Origin of the sequence: Brevundimonas sp. (assembly GCF_051858995.1) — a bacterium.
Taxonomy (GTDB): domain Bacteria; phylum Pseudomonadota; class Alphaproteobacteria; order Caulobacterales; family Caulobacteraceae; genus Brevundimonas.
The window spans coordinates 170957-196616 of record NZ_JBHYGN010000011.1 but is presented as its reverse complement, the minus strand read 5'-3'; the positions used below and the strand labels follow the sequence as shown (position 1 = coordinate 196616).

General features: G+C 68.8%; 30 protein-coding genes and 1 pseudogene. 5 read left to right on the top strand and 26 right to left on the bottom strand.

Annotation, left to right across the window (positions count from 1 at the left end):
* Positions 1-6: 6 nt before the first annotated feature.
* Genes ACTIEF_RS13285 through ACTIEF_RS13275 form a run of 3 tightly spaced genes read right to left on the bottom strand, consistent with a single transcriptional unit; the run spans position 7 to position 2405 of the window.
* Positions 7-1443 carry a sensor histidine kinase gene (locus ACTIEF_RS13285; protein ID WP_439472616.1) on the bottom strand — a complete coding sequence of 479 codons (1437 nt, stop codon included), beginning with the start codon at positions 1441-1443 and terminating at the stop codon, positions 7-9.
* A complete protein-coding gene (locus ACTIEF_RS13280; protein ID WP_439472615.1) occupies positions 1440-2120 on the bottom strand; it encodes a response regulator transcription factor in 681 nt (226 codons plus the stop codon). Before ACTIEF_RS13280 ends, ACTIEF_RS13285 begins: the two co-directional genes overlap by 4 nt.
* A 12-nt stretch (positions 2121-2132) precedes the next feature.
* The gene (locus ACTIEF_RS13275) at positions 2133-2405 is read right to left on the bottom strand and encodes a hypothetical protein (RefSeq protein ID WP_439472614.1); all 273 of its coding nucleotides are present in this window, start codon (positions 2403-2405) and stop codon (positions 2133-2135) included.
* A 313-nt stretch (positions 2406-2718) separates the two neighbouring features.
* Here ACTIEF_RS13275 and ACTIEF_RS13270 point away from each other — a divergent pair, with 313 nt between their 5' ends.
* Positions 2719-3093, top strand: a complete 375-nt coding sequence (locus tag ACTIEF_RS13270; RefSeq protein ID WP_439472613.1) for a hypothetical protein — start codon at positions 2719-2721, stop codon at positions 3091-3093.
* A 70-nt stretch (positions 3094-3163) separates the two neighbouring features.
* Here the strand turns inward: ACTIEF_RS13270 and ACTIEF_RS13265 are convergent, their stop codons facing one another.
* The 8 genes from ACTIEF_RS13265 to ACTIEF_RS13230 all read right to left on the bottom strand — a co-directional run bounded on the left by ACTIEF_RS13265 (position 3164) and on the right by ACTIEF_RS13230 (position 9172).
* Positions 3164-3973: a PhzF family phenazine biosynthesis protein gene (locus ACTIEF_RS13265; protein ID WP_439472612.1), complete on the bottom strand. Its 810-nt coding sequence runs from the start codon at positions 3971-3973 to the stop codon at positions 3164-3166.
* Positions 3970-4287 carry a nucleotidyltransferase family protein gene (locus tag ACTIEF_RS13260; protein WP_439472611.1) on the bottom strand — a complete coding sequence of 106 codons (318 nt, stop codon included), beginning with the start codon at positions 4285-4287 and terminating at the stop codon, positions 3970-3972. The genes ACTIEF_RS13265 and ACTIEF_RS13260 overlap by 4 nt, the downstream gene beginning before the upstream one ends.
* Before the next feature lie 426 nt (positions 4288-4713).
* Positions 4714-5286: a nucleotidyltransferase family protein gene (locus ACTIEF_RS13255; RefSeq protein ID WP_439472610.1), complete on the bottom strand. Its 573-nt coding sequence runs from the start codon at positions 5284-5286 to the stop codon at positions 4714-4716.
* Complete coding sequence (gene thiD, locus ACTIEF_RS13250) at positions 5283-6080, bottom strand: bifunctional hydroxymethylpyrimidine kinase/phosphomethylpyrimidine kinase (protein WP_439472609.1); 798 nt, start codon at positions 6078-6080, stop codon at positions 5283-5285. Before thiD ends, ACTIEF_RS13255 begins: the two co-directional genes overlap by 4 nt.
* 46 nt (positions 6081-6126) lie before the next feature.
* On the bottom strand, positions 6127-6945 hold the full coding sequence (folP, locus tag ACTIEF_RS13245) for a dihydropteroate synthase (RefSeq protein ID WP_439472608.1): 819 nt from the start codon (positions 6943-6945) through the stop codon (positions 6127-6129).
* Positions 6945-7247, bottom strand: coding sequence for a winged helix-turn-helix domain-containing protein (locus tag ACTIEF_RS13240; RefSeq protein WP_439472607.1), 303 nt, complete (start codon positions 7245-7247; stop codon positions 6945-6947). The genes folP and ACTIEF_RS13240 overlap by 1 nt, the downstream gene beginning before the upstream one ends.
* A gap of 2 nt (positions 7248-7249) precedes the next feature.
* Positions 7250-7900, bottom strand: coding sequence for a hypothetical protein (locus tag ACTIEF_RS13235; protein WP_439472606.1), 651 nt, complete (start codon positions 7898-7900; stop codon positions 7250-7252).
* Positions 7901-7960: 60 nt separating this feature from the next.
* Positions 7961-9172 carry an acyltransferase family protein gene (locus ACTIEF_RS13230; RefSeq protein WP_439472605.1) on the bottom strand — a complete coding sequence of 404 codons (1212 nt, stop codon included), beginning with the start codon at positions 9170-9172 and terminating at the stop codon, positions 7961-7963.
* Positions 9173-9655: 483 nt separating this feature from the next.
* Between ACTIEF_RS13230 and ACTIEF_RS13225 the strand changes: the two genes are divergently transcribed.
* Positions 9656-10072: a GreA/GreB family elongation factor gene (locus ACTIEF_RS13225; protein WP_439472604.1), complete on the top strand. Its 417-nt coding sequence runs from the start codon at positions 9656-9658 to the stop codon at positions 10070-10072.
* Between the two features lie 59 nt (positions 10073-10131).
* On the opposite strand, the gene ftsH is transcribed toward ACTIEF_RS13225, so the two are convergent.
* The 12 genes from ftsH to ACTIEF_RS13165 all read right to left on the bottom strand — a co-directional run bounded on the left by ftsH (position 10132) and on the right by ACTIEF_RS13165 (position 20994).
* Complete coding sequence (ftsH, locus tag ACTIEF_RS13220) at positions 10132-12060, bottom strand: ATP-dependent zinc metalloprotease FtsH (RefSeq protein ID WP_439472603.1); 1929 nt, start codon at positions 12058-12060, stop codon at positions 10132-10134.
* The gene (tilS, locus tag ACTIEF_RS13215) at positions 12057-13382 is read right to left on the bottom strand and encodes a tRNA lysidine(34) synthetase TilS (RefSeq protein ID WP_439472678.1); all 1326 of its coding nucleotides are present in this window, start codon (positions 13380-13382) and stop codon (positions 12057-12059) included. Before tilS ends, ftsH begins: the two co-directional genes overlap by 4 nt.
* Positions 13379-14284, bottom strand: coding sequence for a tetratricopeptide repeat protein (locus tag ACTIEF_RS13210; RefSeq protein ID WP_439472602.1), 906 nt, complete (start codon positions 14282-14284; stop codon positions 13379-13381). The genes tilS and ACTIEF_RS13210 overlap by 4 nt, the downstream gene beginning before the upstream one ends.
* Positions 14285-14323: 39 nt before the next feature.
* Complete coding sequence (locus tag ACTIEF_RS13205) at positions 14324-15403, bottom strand: DUF3667 domain-containing protein (protein ID WP_439472601.1); 1080 nt, start codon at positions 15401-15403, stop codon at positions 14324-14326.
* Positions 15404-15510: 107 nt separating this feature from the next.
* Positions 15511-16059 carry a peptidoglycan-associated lipoprotein Pal gene (gene pal, locus ACTIEF_RS13200; RefSeq protein WP_439472677.1) on the bottom strand — a complete coding sequence of 183 codons (549 nt, stop codon included), beginning with the start codon at positions 16057-16059 and terminating at the stop codon, positions 15511-15513.
* Between the two features lie 132 nt (positions 16060-16191).
* The gene (gene tolB / locus ACTIEF_RS13195) at positions 16192-17562 is read right to left on the bottom strand and encodes a Tol-Pal system beta propeller repeat protein TolB (RefSeq protein ID WP_439472600.1); all 1371 of its coding nucleotides are present in this window, start codon (positions 17560-17562) and stop codon (positions 16192-16194) included.
* A gap of 98 nt (positions 17563-17660) precedes the next feature.
* Complete coding sequence (locus ACTIEF_RS13190; RefSeq protein ID WP_439472599.1) at positions 17661-18032, bottom strand: hypothetical protein; 372 nt, start codon at positions 18030-18032, stop codon at positions 17661-17663.
* A gap of 9 nt (positions 18033-18041) precedes the next feature.
* Positions 18042-18842 carry a hypothetical protein gene (locus ACTIEF_RS13185; protein ID WP_439472598.1) on the bottom strand — a complete coding sequence of 267 codons (801 nt, stop codon included), beginning with the start codon at positions 18840-18842 and terminating at the stop codon, positions 18042-18044.
* Between the two features lie 4 nt (positions 18843-18846).
* Positions 18847-19302, bottom strand: coding sequence for a protein TolR (gene tolR, locus ACTIEF_RS13180; protein ID WP_439472597.1), 456 nt, complete (start codon positions 19300-19302; stop codon positions 18847-18849).
* 3 nt (positions 19303-19305) lie between these two features.
* A complete protein-coding gene (gene tolQ, locus ACTIEF_RS13175) occupies positions 19306-20028 on the bottom strand; it encodes a protein TolQ (RefSeq protein ID WP_439472596.1) in 723 nt (240 codons plus the stop codon).
* A gap of 127 nt (positions 20029-20155) precedes the next feature.
* Positions 20156-20629, bottom strand: a complete 474-nt coding sequence (gene ybgC / locus ACTIEF_RS13170) for a tol-pal system-associated acyl-CoA thioesterase (protein ID WP_439472595.1) — start codon at positions 20627-20629, stop codon at positions 20156-20158.
* Positions 20626-20994 carry a hypothetical protein gene (locus ACTIEF_RS13165; protein ID WP_439472594.1) on the bottom strand — a complete coding sequence of 123 codons (369 nt, stop codon included), beginning with the start codon at positions 20992-20994 and terminating at the stop codon, positions 20626-20628. The genes ybgC and ACTIEF_RS13165 overlap by 4 nt, the downstream gene beginning before the upstream one ends.
* A 79-nt stretch (positions 20995-21073) precedes the next feature.
* Here ACTIEF_RS13165 and ACTIEF_RS13160 point away from each other — a divergent pair, with 79 nt between their 5' ends.
* Positions 21074-21436 carry a hypothetical protein gene (locus ACTIEF_RS13160; RefSeq protein ID WP_439472593.1) on the top strand — a complete coding sequence of 121 codons (363 nt, stop codon included), beginning with the start codon at positions 21074-21076 and terminating at the stop codon, positions 21434-21436.
* A gap of 3 nt (positions 21437-21439) precedes the next feature.
* On the opposite strand, the gene ruvB is transcribed toward ACTIEF_RS13160, so the two are convergent.
* The 3 genes and pseudogenes from ruvB to ruvC form a co-directional block, all read right to left on the bottom strand.
* Positions 21440-22474, bottom strand: coding sequence for a Holliday junction branch migration DNA helicase RuvB (gene ruvB / locus ACTIEF_RS13155; RefSeq protein WP_439472592.1), 1035 nt, complete (start codon positions 22472-22474; stop codon positions 21440-21442).
* Between the two features lie 145 nt (positions 22475-22619).
* Positions 22620-23243 (bottom strand): Holliday junction branch migration protein RuvA, encoded by a 624-nt coding sequence (gene ruvA, locus ACTIEF_RS13150; RefSeq protein ID WP_439472591.1) that lies wholly within the window; start codon positions 23241-23243, stop codon positions 22620-22622.
* A 137-nt stretch (positions 23244-23380) separates the two neighbouring features.
* A pseudogene (ruvC, locus tag ACTIEF_RS13145) lies at positions 23381-23869 on the bottom strand (crossover junction endodeoxyribonuclease RuvC); the annotation flags it as partial.
* Between the two features lie 94 nt (positions 23870-23963).
* Here ruvC and ACTIEF_RS13140 point away from each other — a divergent pair.
* Both ACTIEF_RS13140 and ACTIEF_RS13135 read left to right on the top strand, forming a co-directional pair.
* Positions 23964-24377 carry a MarR family winged helix-turn-helix transcriptional regulator gene (locus ACTIEF_RS13140; RefSeq protein ID WP_439472590.1) on the top strand — a complete coding sequence of 138 codons (414 nt, stop codon included), beginning with the start codon at positions 23964-23966 and terminating at the stop codon, positions 24375-24377.
* Positions 24370-25596, top strand: coding sequence for an MFS transporter (locus tag ACTIEF_RS13135; protein ID WP_439472589.1), 1227 nt, complete (start codon positions 24370-24372; stop codon positions 25594-25596). Before ACTIEF_RS13140 ends, ACTIEF_RS13135 begins: the two co-directional genes overlap by 8 nt.
* The last annotated feature ends 64 nt before the right edge of the window (positions 25597-25660 follow it).

Below are 25660 nucleotides of genomic sequence, written 5' to 3'. Positions count from 1 at the left end.
TCGCACTCAGATTTCGGCGGTCGGGAGCTCCAGCAGGACCTTCAGCCCGCCCATGTCGCTGTCGGCCAGGGTGATCTTGCCGCCATAGGCGCGGGTCAGCTCGACCACGATGGACAGGCCCAGGCCCGAGCCGGGGGTGGTCTCGTCCATCCGCATGCCGCGCTGCAGAGCCGCCTCGCGCTGGTCCTCGGGCAGGCCGGGACCGTCGTCCTCGACCACCACCACCATCTGGCCCAGACCGGTCGCGCCGGCCGAGATGCGCACCCGGCGCTTCGACCATTTGCAGGCGTTCTCCATCAGGTTTCCGAGGATCTCCTGCAGGTCCTGCCGCTCGCCGCGGAAGCCGAGGTCATCGGGGGCGCGCCAGTCGATCTCGACAGTCTTCCACTCGAACACCCGCTCGAGCATGACGGCCATCTCGTCCAGCACCTCGGCGATGGGGGTGCGCTCGCCCAGCAACTGGGCGCGGGCGGCGGCGCGGGCGCGGCGCAGGTGGTGATCGACCTGGGCCTTCATCACCTCGGTCTGCTTGCGGACCATGTCCGGCAGCGGCCCCTGCTGCGTCCCCGCCTCGGCCAGCATGACCGACAGCGGCGTCTTCAGGGCGTGGGCCAGGTTGCCGACGTGGGTGCGCTGGCGCTCCACCGTCTCCTGATTGTGGTCCAGCAGGCGGTTCACCTGCTCGGCCAGGGGCTGGATCTCGACCGGATAGCTGTGAACGATCCGCGCCGCCTTGCCCTTGCGGACGTCGGAAATCTCGTTGCGCAGGCCGAACAGGGGCCGCAGGCCGATCTGCACCTGCAGGAAGACCGCGACCACCAGACCCAGGCCGAGGATCAGCAGGGCGGTCCAGGTGAAGGTGGCGAACTGGCGGGTGTCGGTGTCGATGTCCGAGCGATTGATCCCGGCCATCAGCACCAGCGGCGCCTCTCGCCCCGGCATGGACTTCAGGCTGGCGGCGACGCGCAGCGGGCGGCCGATGGGGTCGATGTCGTTGTAGCTGATCGTCTCGCCGAAGGCCGACTCGAGGCGGTGCGCCAGTCCCGGCGGCACCTCCAGGTCCTCGCCGACCAGCGAGGGCGAGCGGGCCAGAACCTGAACGCCGCCCTGCCCGTCCAGCTCGCCGATCGCCCAGTATTTGCCGGACAGGGGGCGGAGGGTGCGGGAGTCCTTGATCTCGGCCACGGTCACCCCCTCGGGGGTCACCGTCGTGGCCAGAACCACGTCGTCGATGGTGTCGCCCAGCACGAAGCCGAGGCGGCGCAGGGCGCTTTCCTGATACTGGCTGGTCAGGGCCCAGCCCGCGAGCAGCAGGGCGACGATGATCCAGGCCGACGCCAGCCAGATCAGGCGGCGCGTCAGGCTGTGGCCCGGACGGCCGATCCAGCGGCCCCAGCTTCTGGGCGCCGCAGCGGTCTCCTCGCCCCCCGCCGTGTCGGTCACCCTTCGGTCGACTCCCCGGGCAGCGGCGTCAGGCGATAGCCCAGGCCGCGCACGGTCTCGATCCGGTCGGAGCCGATCTTCTTGCGCAGACGACCAACGAAGACCTCGATGGTGTTGGAGTCGCGGTCGAAGTCCTGATCGTACAGGTGCTCGACCAGCTCGGTGCGGCTGATGACCCGACCCTGATGCATCATCATGTAGTGCAGCAGGCGGTATTCCAGCGAGGTCAGGCGCAGGGGCTCGCCATTCACGCTGGCTCGGGCCGCGCGCGGGTCGAGACGCAGGCCGCCGCAGGACAGGGTGGCCGAGGCGATGCCCGCCGAGCGACGCAGCAGGGCGCGCAGACGGGCCAGCAGCTCCTCGGTGTGGAAGGGCTTGGTCAGATAGTCGTCGGCCCCGGCGTCGAAGCCCGACACCTTGTCCGACCAGGCGCCGCGCGCGGTCAGGATCAGGACCGGCGTGGTCTTGCCCTCGCGCCGCCAGCGCTCAAGCACCGAGACGCCGTCGATCTTGGGCAGGCCCAGATCGAGGATGATGACGTCATAGGGCTCGGTGTCGCCGAGGAAGTGGGCTTCCTCGCCGTCGGCGGCGTGATCGACGGCGTAGTCCGCGTCGCTCAGGGCCATCTTCAGCTGACGCGACAGATCGACGTCGTCTTCAACCAGCAGCACTCGCATTGTCGTGGGATCCTAGCGGCTGGCGTCGACGGTGACGTTAAAGACACGTCCGTCGCGCTCGAAGGCGAAAACGTAGCTGTTGCCCTGCATGCCGCGATAACCGACGAAACGGGCGCCGCCGGCGCGCGACTGGGCGATGCGCTGGGCCTCGGCCGAGCTCATCTGCGGACGCTCGGGGCGCGACTGACGCTCCTCGCGATCCGGCCCACGGCGGTCGCCACGCTCCTGCGCGGCGGCCGAAAGCGGCGCGACGGCGAGAAGGGCGGCGGCAAGAATGACGGACATCCGGTTCATGTTGACGGGTATAGTCTCGCGGCTCTGAACGACGGCTGAACGAATAGTCTAGACACATTTCAGCGGTGTTGGACCGTTAGCGACCGGGATCGGCGCCGTTTTTTTGGACCGCGACCGGAAGACCTCACGCCGGCCCCACACGCGCGCGGATCATTCTCCCTCCCGGCGGAGCGGCCCGGAGCGTGACGGCGATTTCATGCAGATGAACGTTAACTGACTTTCGCTGTTCAGATCGGGCTCAGGCCGGGGCTGCTTTTATCCACGTCAACGCAGCCAGTTCGGTTGCGCCAGCAGGAGAGACCCGATGTTCAAGAAAGCCATCATCCCCGCCCTCGTCCTGGCTGCGGCTTCGGTCGCGGTCCCGGCCGCCGCCTCGGCCCAGTCGCGTCACCACGACAACGGCCCGCGCTACGAGCAAAACTATCGCGGCTGGCAGCCCATCGCCCAGCGCAAGCACAATCTGGATCGCCGCATCGACGTCGGCGCCCGCAACGGCCAGCTGAGCCGCCGCGAAGCCACCCGCCTTCGCACCGAGCTGAACGCGCTGGTCCGCCTGGAGTACAGCTACCAACGTGGCGGCCTGTCGGCCCGCGAACGCGCTGATCTGGACCGCCGCTACGACAACCTGTCGCGTCAGGTCCGTGAGGAACGCCGCGACCGCGACAACCGTCGCTACTAACGGCTGACCTCAGCTCCCTCCCCGAGAGGTCAGTGGGGCGCGATCCGCAAGGGTCGCGCCCCTTTTTGGGTCAGACCCGCAACACGCTCTCGATCACCGTCACGGCCTGGCCGCGCAGCAGGACGCGGTCGCCGGTCAGAACGGTGGCGATGTCGCCGCCGCGGCCGGGGAAGACCTGGCGAAAGCGGACGTCCGGGCGGCAAAGCTTGTCCGCATACAGAGGCGCGAGGATGCAGTGGGCCGAGCCGGTGGCCGGGTCCTCATCCACACCGCAGCCGGGAGCAAAGAAGCGATCCACCACATCGACGTCGTCGGACGGATCGGCGGGTGCGCAGACGATGACCTGCCCCACCTCCCCGGCCTGCCCCTGCAACGACGCTAACCTGCGAATGTCCGGCGTCACGGCATGAACGGCGGCGGCGTCCGCCAGAACGGCGACCAGATAGCGACCAGCCCAGACCTCCAGCGGCTCGACGGCCAGCGCCTCGGCCAGACCCGCGACCGGGCCGGTGCGGCGTGGCGGATCGGCGGGGAAGTCCATCTCATAGCCCTGCTCCACCGCCCGTACGATCAGCGGGCCGGAACGGGTGTCGAAGGTCACGGCGGGCACATCCAGTCCGGTCTCCGCCAGCAGGACTTGGGCCGAGGCCAGCGTCGCGTGACCGCACAGATCGACCTCCATCCCCGGCGTGAACCAGCGCAGGCCGAAGCGAGCGGGATCATCGGTGCGCAGCAGGAAGGCCGTTTCGGCCTGATTGTTCTCCTTGGCCAGCGCCTGCATCCACGATCCATCGGGCCATTGGTCGAAGGGCTCGACCACGCAGGCGGGGTTGCCCTTGAAGGGGGCGGCGGAGAAGGCGTCGACGGTCCACTGTTTCATTGCACGCCCTCGACCTTCAGCTCCGGCCACCGCTCGCGCGCGCTGGCCACCACCTTGTCCCAGCCCTTGGCCAGCGGGCGGTTGGGGTTGGGGCGCAGGGTCATGTCGAACATGTCCTGGAGCCCGAAAGGAGCCGCGACGCTGACACCGTCATCGTCCTCCAGCCGGACGCCGACCGAGAAGGCCGGGGCGACGAAGCGGCTGAGCGCCGTGTCGGTGTCCGGCAGGGCCTCATAGGGTTCGCCGAAACGCTCGGGGAACCAGATGTGGACGCAACTCTGTTCGTATATTCGGACCTTGGTCAGGTCACACATATCCAAGCGTCCCGAGAGCGGAGGATCGGCGGTTCACCTGCTTTGAACTCCCACCACTCACTTAAACACGCAGAACGGGACACCCGACATAGAAGGATAGTGTCCTCTACCGAAAACCACATTTCAGGTTCAGGGGACTGAGGGACGGGAAAATTCGGGTTCTGATCAGCGATGCTTCGATAGGCCGGAGCATTGTCTGGCGCCGCAGCCCTTACCCAAGAGCGCGCATCGTCGTCGGCCCCGCAAAAGCCTCGCGGAGAATCGACTGTGAGACTCGTATGAGAGGGAGGGCCAGCGCATCCCCCGACCAGCCAAATGCCGCTGACCAGAAGCAGCACTCCGGTTCGAAATAGCGATCTCGACATTGGTCTTTGCCTTTGGATCAGCGACTGGCGCATCCTCCCACGGCCACGCCAAATTCTGAAATCAGGCGGTTAGGACAATTAGTTCCGGCCAACGCGCCTTCGCCTTCTCGATCACTCGATTCCAATCCTTCGCGAGCGGTCGATTGGGGTTTGGCCGGATCGTCAGGTTGAACACATCCTCAAGCCCGAACGGCGCAACAACCGAGATTTCATCGTCCTCTTCGAGCCTAACCCCCACCGCAAATGCGGGCGCGACGAAGCGTTCGAGGGCCTCGTCCGTATGAGCCAAAGGCGGGTAAACCTCACCGAATTTTTCGGAAAACCATTCTGCCACGCGCGCCTGATTGCGGACCTCGACAATGTCCCGGAAGGGCGGCTCGAAGGCGGCGGCGACCTGCTTGATCACCACGTCCTCGACGTCCCAGCTGGTGTCCGGATCGAAATAGCCGAGATCGTAGTCCTTGATCCCATAGCTCGCCGGGCGGCCGGTGAGGTCGTTCCAGACCGCCTGATAGACGGCGCCGGAGAAGACCCGCCAGTCGTTCAGACCGAGACCGCGCACCGTGGTCAGGACGTGCATCAGGTCGGGGGTGGCGCGGACGATGTCGCCGAGCCGGGCTTCAAGGTCGTTCATCGGCGAAGCCTCCAGCCGTGGTCCAGCGGGCCGTGGCCGCCGCCGAGGCCGGGGGCGCGGCGGATGGCTTCGGCGACATAGGCCCACGCTTCGGTGACGGCGATCTCGAGCGACAGGCCCTTGGCCAGACCGGCGGCGCACGCACTGGCCAGGGTGCAGCCGGTGCCGTGGGTGTGGCGGGTGTCGACGCGCTCGCCCTCCAGCAGGGTCTCGCCGTCGGCGGTGACGAGCACATCGATGACCCGGTCGCCGGTGGCGACGTGGCCGCCCTTCATCAGCACCGCCCTGGCGCCTATGCCGAGCAGGAACTCGCCCGCCCGGCGCTGGCCGTCGAGGTCGGCGACGGTGAGGCCGGTCAGGGCCTCGGCCTCGGGGGCGTTGGGGGTCAGCAGGCTGGCGCGCGGGATCATCAGGGACCGCACCGCCTGCACCGCCTCGTCGGGCAGGAGGGGATGGCCGCCCTTGGCGATCATGACGGGATCGACGACGGTGGCGGCGTCGGAAGTGTCGAGGATGGCGGCGACGCGCTCGACCACATCGGTGGAGCCCAGCATGCCGGTCTTGATGGCGTCGGCGCCGATGTCGTCCAGCACGGCGCGGGCCTGGGCCTCGATCAGGTCGAGCGGCAGGGGATGGACGCCGTGGACGCCGAGGGTGTTCTGAACCGTGATGGCGGTGATGGCGGTGGCCGCGAAGCCGCCCATGGCGGTGACGGCCTTGATGTCCGCCTGTATGCCCGCGCCGCCGCCCGAGTCCGAGCCGGCGATGATCAGGACGCGTCCGAGAGAGGTCATGGTCTGCAGATGGCGGAAAGTTCGGCGGGCGGCAAGGCGGTGAGCGTCAGCGCGCGGCCGCGGTCACCGCCGCCTGAACCGACAGCGCCTGAACCGTCTCGCGGACGTCGTGGACGCGGATGATGGCGGCGCCGCGTCGGGCCGCTTCCAGGGCCAGGGCCAGCGAGCCGCCGAGGCGGTCGGAGGAGTCGGTGGCGGTCGGGTCGATGGCGGCGATGGTGCGCTTGCGACTGGCGCCATACAGGACCGGCAGGCCGGTCGCGCCGAGGCGTTCGAGGTTGGCGGTCAGGGCCATGTTGTGGGCCAGGGTCTTGCCGAAGCCGATGCCGGGATCCAGCCACAGCCGCTCGGCCGGGATGCCCGCGGCCATCACCTCGCCCGCGCGGACAGCCAGCCAGTCGACGACCTCGCTGACCACGTCGTCATAGTGGGGGGCGTCCTGCATGGTGCGCGGCTCGCCCTTCATGTGCATCAGGATCACGCCGCAGCCGAGGTCGACGGCGGTCGGCAGGCTGGCGGGCGAGAAGCCGAGCGCGGCGACGTCGTTCCAGATGTCGGCCCCCGCCCCGACGGCTACGGCGGCGACCTCGGGTTTCATGGTGTCGATACTGATCGGCCCGGCCCAGCCCGAGGCGCGAAGGCCGGCGATGACCGGGGCGGTGCGGGCGATCTCATCCTCGACGCTGACCGGCGCGGCGCCCGGGCGGGTGCTTTCGCCGCCGATGTCGAGGATGTCGGCGCCGTCCGCCGCCAGCTTGAGGCCGTGGGCGATCGCGGCCTCGACGCTGTCGTGACGTCCGCCGTCAGAGAAGCTGTCCGGGGTGGTGTTGACGATGCCCATGACGCGCGGGCGAAAGACGGCCATCAGCCCTTGCCCCCGATCAGGTTGCCGAGTGCGAACAGATAGTCCCGAAAGGCCTTGCGGCCCGGTTCGGTGATGGAGACGCGGGTCAGGGGCTTGTTGTTCACGAAGCTCTTGTCGATGGCGACGTAGCCCGCCTCCTCCAGCTTCTTGAGGTGGACGGAGAGGTTGCCCTGGGTCGCCTCCAGCACGGTCTTCAGCTCGGTGAAATGGGCGGTTTCCACGTCGGCCAGATAGACCATGATCCCCAGCCGCATGCGGCCGTGGATGACGTCGTCGATCCGTCCGAGATCGGCCAGTCCCATGCTCAGTCCGCCTTCAGCTCGGCGGCCTTGGCGTCGCGGTACAGGATCCAGCCCGGCAGGGCGAACAGCAGGAACAGGGCGACGGTGCAGACGCCGAGATAGGCCAGCGGCTGGCGCACCAGCAGACCCAGCGCCACCGCCGTGACCCAGCCGCCGAGCGCGACGGCCAGCATCCAGCCCTTCTTCCTGAGGATCCAGGCGACGTACCAGGCGGCGGCCTGAAGGGCGAAGACGATGGCGGAATAGTAGAGCCAGACGGCGAAGTCCTGATCACGCCAGGAGCCGACGGCGAAGACGATGATCACCGCCGTATTGGCCATGCCGGTGGCGCTGAAGGCGGCGCTGGTGACGCGCGAGGCCAGCGGGCCCTTTGCGCCCGCCCCGGTCTTGCGATCCCGCAGGATGGCCCAGGTCAGGATGGACAGGAAGGTCGCGGTGATGGCGACCACGAAGGCCAGGTTGGCCAGGTCGGGCCACCGGATCACTCCGAAGACCTGGCCGAGATGGAACAGGCACTGGAGACCGTAGAGCAGGCCGCCCGCGAGGTAGCAGACGGCGAGCGTCATCGGGACGCGCCCGCCCCCGCTCTCGACGATCGAGCGCATGAAGGCGAGGTCATCCTCGGGCGAATGCAGGCGGGGCTTGGCGGGCATGACGATTCTCTTCGGGCTGCCGACCGGTCCGGGGTGGACCAGTCGGCGGTTGTTCGCAAGTTATTCGGCGGGGATGGCGGCGGGCTGGGCCGGGGCGCGACGCCACGGGATGCGGCGGCCGTTCAGCCACTTGCCCATGAAGCCATGGCGGACGGTCAGCTCGTAGGACAGCAGGCAGACGGCGAAGACGCCCAGCGACACGCCCGCCAGCTTGAGCCACCACGGCCCCGGCCAGCTCTGCACCCAGACTTGGGCCAGCATGACCAGCGGCAGGTGCAGGATGTAGACCCAGTAGGAGGCGTCGGCGAGGTAGCGGCGCACGGGGCTGTGGCCCGAGAGGAAGCGCAGGCACAGGCCCATGGCGGCGAAGGCCGAGCTCCAGACGGCCAGGGCGATGACGGCGGCGGCGACGGCCTTGGCCTGGGTCGGCTCGACCATGGGGGCGATGCTGGGACCGCCCGCCAACTCCCAGCCGGCGACGCCCGCACCGATGGCGACGATCAGGAAGGCCGGCGACCAGCGGGCGATGCGCTCCAGCAGGTCGCGGCGGCGATCCAGCAGGAAGCCGAGACCGAAGGCCGAGCCGAAGCCGACGAGGGCCGCGGTGTGCGGGACCAGACCGGCGTCGGGCGTGGGGACCGCGAAGAAGGCGATCCACCTGGGGTCCAGCCACATGGCCACCGCCAGCGGGGCGGCCAGCAGGACGGGCGTCCACCAGCCGATCAGGGCGCCGGTGACGCGGTCCACCGTCCGGCCCCAGCCGCCCTTACGATCCAGCATGGCGAAGGGCGCGCGCAGGATCAGGACCGCGATGCAGAACAGGGTCAGGACGTAGAGGAACCACAGGTGGGTCAGCGGGATGTTGGTCCAGTCATAGGTCGGCGGCGGCGGAGGCGGGGCGCCGGGGACGACCAGCCCCTGAACATGGGCGTTCCAGACCAGGGCCGTGACGATGCCCGCCATGACCGGGAACCAGAAGGCCAGCAGCGGGCCGGTGATGCGGATGGCGCGGTCTTTCGCGAAGCCGAGCCAGCCTTTGCGGCTGAGCATCATGTGGGCGAACAGGCCCGCGATCAGGAAGAAGGCGGTCATCCGGAACAGGTGGATCGGGAAGAAGACCATGGCGGCGCCGATGGATGTGCTGTCGTCGCCGACGATCCAGATCTGCTGCGGGAAGAAGGACAGGCTGGCGTGCAGGACCACGCCCAGCAGCAGGGCGCCGCCCCTCAGGGCGTCCAGGCCGTGCAGGCGCTTTGGCGATGAATGGGTCATGGACGGGGCTCCCCTCGTTTGAGGAACGACGATCTACAATAGACTTGTTTGAATTGCAAACTTGTTCGTTTGAGAGATTCAGTCGGGAGAAGGTGTTTTGGAAATTGCTTTTGGAAACGGGGCCTTGCCGGAACCCGAGACGGAGGGGGCCGTGTAGACGGTGCGAAAAACACCGTCTCAACCGTCTATGACGTCTATCCCGTCTACGTCCCGAGGGCTCGAACGCAGGGAGATTAGCAGGCGGATGCGTCAGGATTGGACGTATGCCCTCCCCGGTTTGACTTCCCCGCTCGCGAGCCTAGCCTGAGGGGATGTGCGGATTGTCCGAACAGGGCCGGTTGCTGAATCACGCGGGACGCCTCGTCGCAGGCGGCTGACCCGGAAGCGATGACTCGTGTCGCGCTTCCGGGTGACACGACCGTTTTCCCCCGAGAGGCTGACGTCCGCCGAGGCGCGGCGCCCTCCGCACATCAAGAGATTTCCATGACCACCCGCTCCTCCGGCGTCGCGAGCGCGCGCCTGCCCGCCATCCATCTGAGCGCGACCGACCACGCCCTGCTGACCACCCTTGTCGGGGAGGGCGAGGCCGACGGCGTCGCCGGTCTGCTGCAACAGGAACTGGCCCGCGCGAAGGTGCACGGCGACGGCCGCCGCCTGCATTCGGTCGGGCTGAACTGCTGGGTCCATTACACGGACGAGCGCAGCAGCCGGACCCGTCGGGTGAAGATCGTGCCGCCGCTGGAGGCCGACATCGACGCGGGCCTGATCTCGCCCCTATCCCATGTCGGAGCCGGATTGCTGGGCCTGGCGCAGGGCCAGTCGATCCGCTGGCCCGATCCGTCCGGTCGGGAGCGGGTGCTGACCCCGGTGCTGATCGAAGACTGCGAAGCGCTGACCTGAGGGCCAAACAGAAAGGGCCGGGGATCGCTCCCCGGCCCTCCTGTTTCAGTGACGTCCGATCAATGGACCGTCGGCGCCTCGACCTCGACACCGTCCGACACCGGGGTGATCGGCACGGAGACCGAGGGGCCCGAGTTGGGGAAGTTGTTCTCGTCGCGGTTCGGCGCGAGGCCCTTCTCCAGCAGGTCCCGGATCTCGTCGCCCGAGAGGGTTTCGTACTCGAGCAGGGCCTGGGACAGCTTCTCGTGGTCGTCGGCCTTGGTGGTGAGGATCTTGCGAGCCTCGTCCCACCCCTGGGTGACCAGACGTTTGACCTCCTCATCGATGATGCGGGCGGTCTCTTCCGAAATGTTCTGGGTGCGCGACACCGAGTGGCCGAGGAAGACCTCTTCCTGGTTCTCGCCATAGGCGACGGTGCCGAGCTTCTCGGAGAAGCCCCAGCGGGTGACCATGGCGCGGGCCAGCTTGGTGGCCTGCTGGATGTCCGAGCTGGCGCCAGAGGTGATGTGGTCCTTGCCGAAGATCAGCTCTTCGGCGACCCGACCGCCGGCCATGATGGCGATGCGATCAACCATCTGCTGGTAGTTCATCGAGTAGCGGTCGCCTTCCGGCAGCTGCATCACCATGCCCAGCGCGCGGCCGCGCGGGACGATGGTCGCCTTGTGCACCGGGTCGGCCATCTTGACGTTGATGGCGACCAGGGCGTGACCGGCCTCGTGATAGGCGGTCAGCTTCTTCTCTTCCTCACTCATGGCCATCGACTTGCGCTCGGCGCCCATCATGACCTTGTCCTTGGCGTCCTCGAAGTCGCGGTGGGTGACCATGCGACGGTCCTTGCGGGCCGCCATCAGGGCCGCCTCATTGACCAGATTGGCCAGGTCGGCGCCGGAGAAGCCCGGGGTGCCGCGCGCGATGGTCTTGACGTTGACGTCGGCGGCCAGCGGCACGTCCTTCATGTGAACGCGCAGGATCTTCTCGCGACCGCCCACGTCGGGGTTGGGCACCACGACCTGGCGGTCGAAGCGGCCCGGACGCAGCAGGGCCGGGTCCAGAACGTCAGGGCGGTTGGTGGCGGCGATCAGGATGATGCCTTCGTTCGACTCGAAGCCGTCCATCTCGACCAGCAGCTGGTTGAGGGTCTGCTCGCGCTCGTCATTGCCGCCGCCCAGACCGGCGCCGCGGTGACGACCGACGGCGTCGATTTCGTCGATGAAGATGATGCAGGGGGCGTTCTTCTTGGCCTGTTCGAACATGTCGCGGACGCGTGAGGCGCCGACGCCGACGAACATTTCGACGAAGTCCGAGCCGGAGATGGAGAAGAAGGGCACGCCCGCCTCACCCGCGACGGCGCGGGCCAGCAGGGTCTTACCGGTGCCGGGAGGGCCGACCAGCAGGGCGCCCTTGGGGATCTTGCCGCCCAGACGCTGGAACTTGCCCGGATCCTTGAGGAAGTCGACGACCTCCCGCAGCTCTTCCTTGGCCTCGTCCACGCCGGCGACGTCCTCGAAGGTCTTGCGGCCCTTGTGCTCGGTCAGGAGCTTGGCCTTGGACTTGCCGAAGCCCATGGCGCCGCGGGTCCCGCCCTGCATCTGGCGCATGATCAGGATCCACAGGCCGATGATCAGCAGGAACGGCAGCGCCGCCATGAGGATGCCGACCCAGATGGGCTGACGCGTGTTCTTGACCTCGATGGCCGCGCCCTTGGCGTTGATGCTCTCGATCAGGTCGCTGTTGGGCAGGGGGGTGGTGGTGGTGAAGACCTTGTTGTCCTTCAGCGTCGTCTTGACGGTTTCGCCGTGGACCTCGATCGCCTTGATCTGGTCGGCGTCACGCGCGCGCAGAAGGTCGGAATAGCTCATCTCGACCGGACGCGCGGCGGCGGCTTTGCCCCCGTCGGGCGCGACGATCCCACCGCGATTAAAGGCCATATAGGCCGTCGCGGCGCCCAGGATCAGGACGCCGATGATGGCCACAGTGCGCAGATTCATTCTCGTCTCGTTTCCTCGGGACGCGTCGGCGCCCCGTCGTTCGATGATGTCACGCCAGAAAATAGGTGGTTCCGGGGCAACACGCCACGGGCGAGAGCATCCAGATCCAGTTCATGCGTCATTCCGTCCAGCGCCAGCGCCAGTCTCGCTTCGACCAGAGCTTTCGCCTTCACCCCCTCCCCTGCAAGAACTGACGCATCCGGAGCGTTCCGGATCAGCACAGGCCGGGCGTTGCGCGCGGCGGGGGAAAGCGGAGCCAGAACGGCGCGATCCGGGTCTGACAGCCCGGCCAGACGCCCGACGGCGGGGACGACGGACCAGCCGTCCTCCGGCGCGGTGAGGCTCCAGCGACCGTCCCAGACCGTCTCGACGCCAAGAGGCAAAGGAAGGGGTTGAGACGCCAGACGACGGAACTCGCCCGGTTCGCGCGTCACGAAAACGTGCTCGCCGTTTGCGTCGATCCGGGCGCCGCAGAGGGTGGCGGTGAAGGCCTGACCGGAGCGAAGGCGCTCAAGTATGGCCGCCAGCCGCTCGCCGCGCGGGGGTCGCTCGCCGCCGCCCGCGCAGACCAGCGCCGCCGAGAGGGCGCGGGCGGTGACCTGACGGGACAGGCGAATGACATCGTCCTGAACGCCGAGAACGCCCGTGACCGGGCCGTCCGGCGCCGGGGCGAGGACCGAGGCCGTGGCAGCCAGGCTGCGCCGGGCGCGGGCGCGGGCGAAGCGGGGGTCGTCGTTGGCCGGATCCTCGATCCAGTCGGCGTTCCGGTCACGGAGATAGGCCCTGAGGTCGGCGCGGCGGGCGTCCAGCAGGGGGCGCAGCAGCATGAGGCCTCTGCCCTCCGGCCAGACCGGAGACGGGCTCCAGTCGCGCAGGCGACCGAGGGTCGAGCCCTGGGCCCGCATCAGTTCGCTCTCGGCGATGTCGTCGGCGGTGTGGGCCAGCAGGATGACGCGGGCTCCCGCCTTGCGGGCGGCGTCAGCGAGCAGGCGGTGGCGGGCCAGACGAGCCGCGGCGGGCAGGCCCGTGGCGGGCCTGTCGCCCCGCCAGACCAGACCTCGCCAGTCGGCGCCCAGAGCGCGAGCGGCGGCCTCGGCGCGGATGGACCAGCCGGCGCTGTCGGGGTTGAGGGCGTGATCGACGGTCAGGGCCAGCACCGGCCGCCCCTGGGCGTCGGCCCAGTCGACGGCGAGATGCAGCAGGGCGACAGAGTCGCCGCCCCCGGAGAGGGCGACGACCAGAGGACGCGGGCTGTCGGTCTCCAGCCGGGCGGTCAGGCGGGCTTGCGCCCGGACGACCCAGTCGGGATCAGGCTGGCTCAGCCCGGCCGCCGGGCGGGCGGGCGAGTCGTCGCCGGGGCGCGGGCGGGGGTGCAGGCGAAGCGCGTGCCCATGTCCGTGGCGCGGGTGCGCTGGGCCGCCGTGGCGGTGGCGGCGTAGCGGTTGGTGAACTCGACCAGGGCGCCGCAGGCGTCGGTCTTACGGTCCTGCTCGTTCAGGGCGTTGGCGAGTTCGAGCGTGGTGGCGGCGGCCCACGGCGTAGTCGGCCAGCCGCGCAGGGCCGAGGCGTACGAGCGATAGGCGCCCTCGAAATCATTGTCCGAGACGCGCAGATCGCCGATGCGGGCGAAGGCTTCGCGGGCCTGCGGCGAGTCGGGCCAGGCCAGGGTCACGGTCTGCAGGGCGCGGTCGCCGCGCGCCGGATCGCTGGCGGCCAGACGGACGGCGGCGGCCAGATCGCGGGCCGCGTCGCCGGTCGGCGAGGTGCTGGGGATGGGCGCGTTCAGCTCGGCCTCGCGGGCCGCGGCCTCCTCCATGGCGCGCACCCGGCCCTCGGCGTCACGGACACGGGCCGTCAGGGCGGTGTTGTCGCGCTTGGCCTCGTCCAGGGCGAAGGTCAGCCGCTCGATATCGCCGTTGACGCGCGTGGTGGTCGCCTCGATGTCCTGCAGACGGCCCGCCATCAGATCGACGCGGCCCTGCAGGGTGACGAACTCGGGATCCGGCTCGACCAGAACCGGCTGACCGGCGGCGTTGCGCTGGGTTACGGCCCGCTCGAGGCGGCGGACGTTGCGATCCAGCTGATCCAGCCGCCGCTTGTCCCACTGGACGGCCTCCATCGGCGCGGTCTGGGCGACGACCGTGGTCGTGCCGGCGATCATCACGACACCGAGGGCGGTGACGGCGGCTTTGCGGGTGCGCAGGGCGGACGGCAGCTTCAGCATGAGGTCAGTTTCACCGGATTTGGGGCGGTCGCAAGGCGGTCAGACGCCAACCGCCAGATAGATGATCGCCGTGATGAACAGGCCGACAATGATCAGGCAGAAGTTCTGGAGGAAGACGAACCGCCAGATGGTCGAGAACCAGCCGAGTTCATAGCCGCCCTTGAGCTGGGCGAACTGGTGGATGGGCGTGCCGACCATGACGGCGAACCAGGCGAAGACGCCGAGCGCCGGATGGATGAAGCCCAGCCCCATGGCGACGAGGCCCGCCATGACCACGAAGGTCAGGGAGTAGAGCACGAAGACGCCGTGGTCATAGAGGGTCGTCTTGCGCCGCCACAGGAACAGCAGGGCCATGAAGGGGATCGACAACGGCACCAGCAGGAAGGCGAATTTGTAGAAGGTCTGCTGGATTTTATAGACCGCCAGATCGGGGTTCATCAGCTTCTTGGCGACCTTCTTGACGCCCGGGCTGACGGTCGGATCAGAGTAGACATCATTGGCGATCTCGCTGACCGCCCCCTGCCAGCTGTCCGACTGTTCTTCATCGGCATGCCCCTCGCCGGCCTCGCCGGTCTTTCCGGCCACGCCGGCGATGATGCCGTCGGCGACATCGAGGGCCGCCTTGTCCGCGGCGGTCGTGGCCTGGGCGCGGGCCGCGGCGATCTCCTGCCGTCCCTTCTCGAACTCGGCGGCGCCCTCTTCACCCGCGACCGTGCTGACCGGGTGGTAGGAGGACTCCGGCATGTGCACGAAGCTGAGCGCGAAGAAGGTGACGAAGACCGTGAACAGGAAGATGGCCAGCGGCGAGACGTACCGGGTCCGTTTGCCGTGGATCCACTCGCGCGTCAGCTTGCCCGGGTTGAAGGCCAGCAGCGGCAGGGTGCGCCAGATGCGGGCGTCAAAGTGCATGACGCCGTGCAGCACCTCCTCGCCGAGGTGCAGCAGGGTGCGGTGGACGTGGGTCGGCTGGCCGCAGTTGGAGCAGAAATTGCCCGAGGTCTCGGACCCGCAGTCGGCGCAGATGCCGGTGTGGTCCTCGCCCGCATGGCCCGTCGGCTTCTCGATCGCCGCGCCGACCAGTCCCGCGGTCACGACGCCGCCCGCACCTTCGATATCCATAGCCAGCATCCCCCCGGACCGCACTCAGGCGGATCACAGACCCGCCATACAAAAAGAAAGGGCGTCGGTGAACCGACGCCCTCTCCCTATACAACTGTTGTCGCGATTTACCGCGTGGCGCCCGAGACGATGGCGGTGTGGGCGTTGCGGTTGCGAGCCCAGGCCTCTTCGGTCGAACCGGCGGCGATCGGACGTTCCTTGCCGAAGCTGATGGTGTCGATGCGGCCGGCGTTGACGCCGCGCTCGATCAGATAGGTGCGGATCGACTCGGCGCGGCGGGCGCCCAGGGCGAGGTTGTATTCGCGGGTGCCGCGTTCGTCGGCGTTGCCCTCGATGCGGACGGTGACCGACGGATAGCGCTGGAGCCAGGCGACCTGGGCGTCGAGGCGCGGACGAGCTTCCGAACGGACCGTGTAGCTGTCCAGGTCGAAGTAGACGCGGTCGCCGACGTTGACGACGAAGTCCTGCTCCGAGCCCGGAGCCGGAGCGCCGAGGTTGCCGCCGGTCACCGGACCGGGGTTCGACGGATATTGCGGGTTCGACGGCGGCGTGACCTCGCCGGCGCCGGTCTCGACCGGGCGGCGCGGGGTGCAGGCGGCGATGGCGGTCACGGCGACGCCAACGGCGGCCAGACGAACGAAGGTCGAAGGTTTCATCATGGAAATCGGTCTCCTGGGTCGCCGGGGCCGCGCCCCGTTCAGCTTTGCTTTAAAAGGTCGGTACTGTCGCGCCAGTCAATTCACCAGTCACGATAACGCGGTAGTGAGCCGAAAGGCTCCGCTTGTGATCTAGGAGGGACAGGCGTCCGGGCCGGAGGCGCCGAGACGGCTGGGCTGCTGATCCAGCAGGGGCGACCACGCCGGGTCGGTGCCGCGGCCGCCGTAACCGGCCTGATTGACCACCCGGCCCGACAGATCGACGGTCCACAGACGGGTGTCGCCGCCCGGGCTCTGGCGCGCGAACATGATGTAGCGGCCGTTGGGCGCCCAGGTGGGGCCTTCCTCGAAGAAGCTGGACGACAGGATGCGCTCGCCCGAGCCGTCGGTGGCCATGACGCCGGTCGAGAAGCGACCGCCCGCCTGTTTGGTGAAGGCGATCAGGTCCCCGCGCGGGCTCCAGGTCGGGGCCGTGTAGAGGCCGCCGCCGCGCGAGATCGGGCGCTGGCCCGTGCCGTCGGCGCGCATGGTGTAGAGGCGGGCCGATCCCGAGCGGTCCGAGGTGAAGACGATCTGGCTGTTGTCCGGGCTGAACGACGGCGAGGTGTCGATGCCCGGATCGGTGGTCAGGCGACGCACCTGACGGCTGGACAGGTCCATCACATAGACGTCGGTATTGCCGCCCCGAATGATCGAGAAGGCCATCTTGGTCCCGTCGTTCGAGAAGCGCGGCGCCAGCACCTGACCATCGAACTCGCCCAGGCTCTCACGGCGCCCGGTCTGCAGGTTGTAGAGATAGATCCGGCTGTAGTCCTTGCCGAGCGCCACATAGGTGATCTCGTTCGGATCGCTGAGCGAGAAGCGGGGCGACATGATCACCTCGTCGCCCGGAGTCAGATAGATCGGGTTGTAGCCGTCCTGATCCGAGATCGCGAGGCGCGACAGGCGATTGAGCTGGGTGCCGCTCTCGGACACGAACAGCACGCGGCTGTCGAAGAAGCCGCTCTCGCCGGTCATGCGCTGATAGACCAGGTCGGCGATCTTGTGACCGATCCGGCGCCACTGCTCGGGCGTGGCGGTGAACTGGTAGGCGACCAGCTGGCACTGGCGATAGGGGTCGTAGAGGCGGAAGCCGAAGTCGTTGCGGCCGTCCGCGCGCGGGGTGACCGAGCCGTAGAGCACCGCCTGGGCGCCGATCGAGGTCCACTGCGGGAAGTTGGGGGCGTTGGCCAGGGTTAGACCAGTCTCGACGAAGGAGGCCGGATCCAGCGGCTCGAAATAGCCCGAACGGCGCAGGTCGGCGCGGATCACGCCTGAAAGGTCACCCCCGTTCTGACCGCCGAAGTCGGCGACGGCGATCTGCATCGGGCGCAGGACGCCCTGATTGATCTCGACCTCGACGGGCGCCTGCGACTGAGGCTGCCCGGCGGGCGTCTGGGCCGAGGCCGAGGTCGCCGTCATGGCGACGATGGCGACGCTGGCCAGAAGTCGGTTCAATCGCATCAGGAGCTCCCGCAAGTTCAAGACGTGTGCCGGTTCTTGTCACCGAACCGGTCAGTTATGGCCAGCATGGCCGTGATTGGGGCGACTTTCAGGCCCCGTCAGGGTTCGTCAGCCGCGTCGCAAGCGGCGTCCGACATGAAGGTTGGCCGATATCGGCCTCCGGCATAGCCCGGAGGAACCTCAAACGGCGCGGCCATGATCAAGGCCCGCCGCGCGGACTCAGCCGCCGCCCGCCACGCTGGATCGTCCTGCGAATTGACCGGCGTCGGGCCCGCAACGATCCGGCCGGTGCGATCCAGGGCGACGTCGAACTGCACCCGGTGGCGCCGAACCTCCGGCTGATCGCAGGCCAATGACCGATGCGGCTCAACCTCCCGAGCGAATTGCGGCATCACAGGGCCTCGGGTGACCTCGGCCACGGGAGCCGCGTCCTGTCCGAAGATCTGCAATGCGAGAATGACCTCCAGCATGCCCCTTCCCTACCGGTTCCGGCAGGCCTCCTCGGTGTTGAAGGTCGGACGGTAGGCGCCGCCGGTGAAGTTGGACGGCACGTCGAAGGGGGCGGTCTGGCGCAGGGCGCGTACGGCGGCGTCGGCGGCGGCGCGCCAGACCGGATCCGAGCGCGGCGAGATCAGGGTCGGCCCCGACACGATCCGCCCGTCACGCGACAGGGTCACGTCCATCTGGATGCGCAGGTTGCGGGCCTCCGGCACGTCGCACGGCAGGATCCAGTTCGGGATGATCTGCTGGAACATCGCCGTGACCTGCGGTCCCGAGGTCTGGGACGCCGTGCCCGAGGCCCCGCCGCCGGTGGGCGCGCGCTGGCCGCGATTGGGGCTGGGACGCGTCGGACCGGCGAGGTCATCGAGGTTCAGGCCCGGCTGCGGGCGCGGGGCCTGCTGACGCGGAGGCTGGGGCTGTTGCGGGCGTGGCGGCTGCGGCGTGGGACGCGGCGGCTGGGGCGTCGGGCGCGGGGTCGGACGCGGCGGCGTGGGCCGGGGCGTCGGCGCGGGCGGCGGAGGCGTGGGCTCGGGCGGCGTCGGCTCGGCCACGGTCTCGACCGGCGCGGTCGCGGCGTCCTCGGTGACCAGTTCCTCGCTCGGATTGTCGACCGGACCGCCCAGCACGATGTTTTCGGAGACGATCTGCACCGGCACGGCGTTGTCGACCGGCAGGCGCGGGGGCGCGGGCGGCGCGAACAGCACCATCCACAGCAGGGCGCCGCCGATGAGGGCGTGCACCACAAGGGCGCCGACCAGACCTGTTACGGGCCGATCCACGCGGTCAGCCCTCCCCGGTCGGGGCGGTTTCGGTGATCAGGTTCAGCTTGGTGAAGCCTTCCGATGACAGCCGAGCCATGACGCGGGCCACGGCCTGATACGGCGCACGGCCGTCGGCGCGGATGAAGATCGGCTTCTCACGCGCATCGGCGCCGCCTTCCTGGGCCACGCGCAGGACCAGCTGGTCCCAGCGCACTTCGCCGTCGCCGACGAAGATCTCGCCATTCTCCTTGATGGAGACGGTGACGGGCTGGCTTTCGGTATCGACCGAACTGGCCTCCGTCTTCGGCAGCTCGACCTCGACGCCGGTCGTCAGCAGGGGCGCCGAGATCATGAAGATGATCAGCAGCACCAGCATGACGTCGACCAGGGGGGTGACGTTGATCTCGCTCAGGGGACGCTTGCGCGCCCGGCGACGACCGCGGACGTGTCCGCCGCCGCCTGTTCCGCTCATGGCCATGGCTCAGGCCTCCCGGCGCGGGTCGGACGAGGCCGGCGCGCCCAGACGGCGGGCCACGGCGGCCTGCAGGTCGTCGGCGAAGCTCTCCAGACGGCCGGTGAACTTGCCCGCGTCGATCGAGAATTTGTTATAGGCGATATAGGCCGGGATGGCGGCGAACAGACCGATGGCGGTGGCGAACAGGGCTTCCGAAATGGCCGGGGCCACGGTCGTCAGATTGGTGTTGCCCGCCGAGGCGATGGCGCCGAAGGCGTTCATGATCCCCCAGACCGTGCCGAACAGGCCGATGAAGGGCGAGGAGGTGGCGACCACCGACAGCACGCCCAGACCATTCTCGACCCGCTGGCTCTCACGGGCGATCAGGCTGTCCAGCGCGCGGTCGATGCGGGAGACCAGCAGGTTGCCCTGCCCCTCGGTCAGCGGCCCGCGGGTGCGCGCCTCGCGCCAGTCGCTGAGCGCGATGACCAGCATGCGCGGCAAGGGGTGCGAGGGGGTGGGACCGGCCTGGGCGGCGATCTCTTCCAGCGACCGGCCCGAGCCGACCGCGTCCTCGAAGGCGTTGGCCTGACCGTTCAGCGAGGCGAAGCTGAAGGCCTTGCTGATGATCACCGCCCACGACCAGACCGAGGCCACGATCAGGCCCACCATGATGGCCTTCACGACAAAATCGGCCCGCATGAACAGTTCAACGGGATTCAGCATCGAGGGGTCGGCGGCGATAGTCATTCAAACGTCCTTCCGTGTCCGTCCTGTGCAGCGGACGGGCGTGGCGGTTGTGTGGCGAGTCAGGTGTCGTCAGACGGTTAAGCGACCTTCTAGCGACACGGTCACGCTTGTGCACATGACAGGTTCGCTATCGCACCGGGGTTCGCCTGACAGGCTGTTCGGCGGCCAGCCAGGGGCTGACTTTCTCCTGCAGGGCCTTGGTCGGGCGACGCGGGCGACCGTCCATGTGGATGCAGACCACCTCGACCTCGGCCCTGCAGAGGGCGTCCTCGCCCCGTGCGATCTCCTGCGCGATCAGCAGGCGCGGTCCCTTCACCGCCTGATACCAGGTGCGGACGACCAGTTCGTCATCGATGCGGGCGGGCTTGAGGAAGGTCAGGTTCATCTTGGAGACGACGAAGGCCGACGGGTGCTCGCCGTCCAGCAGCTCGGCATGGCCGATGCCCATCAGGCGCAGACAGTCCGACCGCCCGCGCTCGAAATAGCGGACATAGTTGGCGTGATAGACCAGACCGGTGAAGTCGGTGTCCTCGTAATAGACGCGGACCGGCAGGCGATGCTCGCGCCCCTCGAAGCGGCCGACGGTGGGGCGGTCGGTCATCGGACGAGGTCCCCGTGACGTTTAAGGAAGCCGGGGCAGAGGTCGCCCTGGAGCTGGTCGAACTCCTGCTTCAGCGGATCGGTTTCCAGCATCAGGCGGTTGGGGCGCGAGACGAAGGCGACCACCTCCTCGCCGTTGCGGATGTAGCCGCAGACCGCGCGACGGCGGCCGGTCTCGGTATAGGTGACGCGGGCGTGGCGACCGACCAGCCGATGCACCTGGGCCTGGGCGCGCTCTTCAGGCGTGGGCTCAGACGGACCAAAGGCGTTGCGGCTGACCAGCCAGAGCAGCAGGACGCCGAGCAGGATCACCGCCCCGCCCAGAACGGTGATCAAACGGTCGACGCGGATTGTGCGTTTCGCCATGCGGCCTCCTTGATCGAACCATGCAGAGATTTGCGGCGTGACGGAAGCAAGCTAGGCTGCCCGTTCGGGGGAAAACCCAATGCTCCTCATCGGTCTTGTGTTTGTCGCGGTGCTGGGGATCGGCATCGCGGCGCTTCTATATCCATGGCGCAAGCCGGTCTGGCGTCCGTACCTGGACATCATCGTGCTGCTGCTAGCGCCGCTCGTCGTCATCGCGACCCTGCAGGCGGTTTTCGCCCTCCCGCCAGGTTCATGCGTCGAGCGCCCGATCAACAACGCCCCGCTAATCCTCGCCATCATCGAGGCGGGGCTAGGGATCGTCACCGCCATCATTTTCCCGCGGGCGCGATGGTTTGCGATCGTTCTGGCGACAGGCCTGTTTCCGATCACACTGGGCTGGGCCTTCATCGCAACGATGTCGCTGGCCGGGTGCTGGATCTAGATCCTACTTCCCCCCGAACAGGTCGCCCGCTTGCGGGATCTTGGGCGGTTCGGACAGGCCGAGATGGCTGTAGGCGCGGGCGCAGGCCATGCGGCCGCGCGGCGTGCGCTGGATGAAGCCCTGCTGGAGCAGATAGGGCTCGATCACATCCTCCACCGCATCGCGCGCCTCGGCGATGGCGGCGGCGAGGGTGTCCATGCCGACGGGGCCGCCGCCGTAGTTCTCGATAAGGGCTTTGAGGAAGCGGCGGTCGTTGGAATCCAGACCGACCTCGTCGATCTCGAGCCGGGCCAAGGCGCGGGCGGCGACCAGTTTGTCGATGGCGGGCGCGCCCTCGGCGTCGGCGAAGTCGCGCACCCGGCGCAGCAGGCGACCGGCGATGCGGGGGGTGCCACGCGAGCGCGAGGCGACCTCGAAGGCGCCGTCCTCGGTGATGGCCGCGCCCATCTTGCGCGCCGTGCCGATGACCACGCGGGTCAGCTCCTGCGGGGTGTAGAACTCCAGCCGCAGCGGAATGCCGAAGCGGTCGCGCAGCGGCGTGGCCAGCAGGCCCGCGCGGGTGGTGGCACCGACCAGGGTGAAGGGCGCCAGATCGATGCGGACCGAGCGCGCCGACGGCCCCTCGCCGATGATCAGGTCGAGGACGTGGTCCTCCATCGCCGGATAGAGGATCTCCTCCACCTGCGGGCTGAGGCGGTGGATCTCGTCGATGAACAGCACATCGCGCGGTTCGAGATTGGTCAGGATGGCCGCCAGATCGCCGGGCTTGGCGAGAATGGGGCCGGACGTGGCGCGGAAGCCGACGCCGAGCTCGCGCGAGACGATCTGGGCGAGGGTCGTCTTGCCGAGACCAGGAGGGCCGAACAGCAGGACGTGGTCCAGCGCCTCGGCCCGATTGCGGGCGGCGTTGATGAAGACCTGCAGATTGCCCTTGGCCTGCTCCTGCCCGACGAACTCGGACAGGGTCTGGGGACGCAGGGCGCGATCGTAGGCCTCGCCGGGGGCGGCTTCGGGGGAGATGATGCGGTCGTCGGTCATCGGGCGGCCAGTGGCGAGTAGCGAGTGCCGAGTGGCGAGTGGGCGTGGAGCGAACGGAAAGCTCCGCTCATAACGAGGCGCAGGCAGGCGCCCGCGACATCACCGCAGCTTTCTCGCCACTCGCCACTCGCCACTCGCCACTCCCTCACCGCCCCAGCTCCTGCAGGGCCGCGCGGATCACCGCCGACAGGTCAGCCTCTTCGCCCAGACGGATGAGCGCCTGATCAACGGCGCGGCGGGCGCTGGTCTCGGCGACGCCGAGGCCGAGCAGGGCCGAGACGGCCTCGCCCGTGAGGCTGGGGACCGGGGCGGCGACGGCGGCCTCGACATGGACGCCGGGCGCGGTCGGGGTGAAGGACGCCTCGCCCAGCGCCTTGCCCTTGAGTTCGGTGACGATGCGCAGGGCCAGCTTGGGGCCGACGCCGTTGGCGCGGGCGACCGCTGCCTTGTCCTCGCGCGCGACGGCGGAGGCCAGTTCGCCGGGCGGCAGGACGTCGAGCACGCCCAGCGCGGCCTTGGGGCCGACGCCCTGGATGGCCAGCATGGTGGTGAAGGCCCGGCGCTCGTCGCGGGTCAGGAAGCCGTAGAGGCGCGGACCGGCGTCCTCGCTCCACTGGGAATGAATGTGCAGGGTCGCCTCGTCGCCGGGCGCCGGGAGACGGCCGAGCGTGCGCGCGCCACAGGCCACGACATAGCCGACGCCCATGCAGTCCAGCAGGCAGTGATCCTGTTCGACCTCGGCCAGAACGCCGCGCAGACGTCCGATCATGCGGTCCTCCCCCGCTGGGGGAGGTGGCGCGACGCGCTCGCGCGTCGTGACGGAGGGGCGTCAGACGCGGGACGGAGCGCTCGGAACGACCCCTCCACCGCTACGCGGTCCCCCTCCCCCGTGCGGGGAGGAATAAGCAGGGCCCGCTTGCGCAGCTGGGCGTGGGTGATGGCGACCGCCAGGGCGTCGGCGGCGTCGGCCTTGGCGTCGCCGCAGGTCGGCAGCAGGCGCTTCACCATGAAGGCGATCTGGCTCTTGTCGGCGTGGCCGGCGCCGACCACCGCCTTCTTGATCAGATTGGGCGAATATTCCGCGACCGGCAGGCCGCACTTCGCCGGAGCCAGCATGACGGCGGCGCGGGCGTGGCCGAGCTTCAGCGTCGAGGACGGGTTCACGTTGACGAAGACCTCCTCGACCGCCGCCTCCTCGCAGCCGTAGTCGCCGCAAATGGCGGTGACGGCGTCCAGCAGGTGCAGCAGGCGCTCGGCGAAGGGGGCGTTCTCGGGCGGGGCGACCACGCCGTGGGCGATCCAGCGCAGGCGTGAGCCCTCGGCCGAAATCACGCCCCATCCGGTGCGTCTGAGGCCGGGGTCCAGCCCGATGATCCGAGTCGCTTCGTTCGCCATCCGTTCCCTTTTGCCCGAGAGATGCCTAACGGACAATGACCGGACGCCCGCCAAATGGATTGCATATGCAATGTTGCTGTGTTTTGCATATGCAATGGAAGACACCGCCCCCTGCATCTGCGGTCGCCTGCGACGCACCTCCCGCGCCCTGACTCGGCTGTATGACGAGGCGCTGGCGCCGGTGGGGATCACCGTGACCCAGTTCTCGGTGCTGCGGACCCTGTCGCGGATGGAGCGGCCGACGCTTGTCGAACTGGCCGAGGCGACCGCGCATGAGAAGAGCGCCCTGTGGCGGACACTGCAGCCGCTGGTGAAGCAGGGCTGGGTCGGGGCGGCGACGGACGAGGGCGCGCGCGGCCAGAAGTTCGCCCTGACGCCCGCAGGCCTCGAGAAAATGAACGACGCCCTGCCCCACTGGCGGACCGCGCAGGCGAAGGTGTCCGAAACCCTGGGCGAGCGCGAAGCCGCCCTGATCGCCCTGCTGAAGGAAGTCGAGATCCATGTCTGAAGCCGTCTCGTCAAAACTGTCGAGCCGGGTCTGGATCATGATCCTGACCGGGGCGGTGATCGTAACCCTGTCGATGGGGGTTCGGCAGTCGTTCGGCCTGTTCCTCGGCCCGCTGGGGCTGGAGCTGCAGGTGGACCGCCAGACCTTCGGCCTGATCGTGGCGGGGCAGAACCTGCTGTTCGGCCTGCTGCAGCCCTTCGTCGGGGCGTGGGCGGACCGGCACGGGGCGGGCAAGGTCGCCGTGGTCGGGGCGGCGGTCTACGCCGTCGGGATGATGGTGGCGGCGACGGCGGCGAACGCCCTGGGGCTGGCCATCGGCTTCGGCGCCCTGGTCGGCCTGGCCATGGCGGGCTGCACCTTCACCGTCATTCTGGGCGCGGTCGGGAAGATCGTCCCTGCGGACAAGCGGACCCTGGCCTTCGGCATCGTCACGGCGGGCGGATCGTTCGGCCAGTTCCTGGTCGTCCCGGCGGCGCAGGGCCTTCTGGATACGCTGGACTGGCGGCTGACGCTGGCGGTGCTGGGCGGACTGATCGTGCTGATCATCCCGCTGGCGCTGGGCGTGGCGGGCAAGCCGCCCGCGTCGATCAGCGAGCAGGACGGCCCGCCCATCAGGCAGGCGCTGAAGGAGGCGTTCAATGACCGGTCGTTCTGGCTGCTGAACGCGGGCTTCTTCGTCTGCGGCTTCCACATCGCCTTCGTCGGCACCCACCTGCCGTCCTACATCCGCGATCAGGGCCTGCCCGCCGAAGTCGGCGCGTGGTCGCTGGCGCTGATCGGCCTGCTCAACATCGCCGGGTCGTGGCTGTGGGGCGCGTGGGGCTCGAAGCATTCGAAGAAGGGACTGCTGGCCCTGCTGTACGCGCTGCGGGCGGCGACCATCGTGGCCTTCCTTCTGGTTCCGATCTCACCGATCAGCGTGCTGGCCTTCGCCGCCACCTTCGGCTTCCTGTGGCTGGGGACCGTGCCGCTGACCAATGGGCTGGTGGCGCAGATCTATGGCCTGCGGCACCTGTCGGCGCTGGGCGGGATCGTCTTCCTGAGCCATCAGGTCGGGGCGTTCCTGGGCGCCTGGCTGGCGGGCGTAGCCTTCGACGCGACCGGCTCCTACCTGCTGATCTGGCTGGTCTCGATCGCGCTGGGCCTGCTGGCGGCGGCGGCGAACCTGCCGATCCGCGAGGCCCCGCTGGTCGGGCGTGAAACGGTCCCGGCGGAATGACCCGCAAGCTGATCATCGGCGCCGGACTGGCCCTGCTGGCGGGGCTGGGCCTGTGGCTATGGAG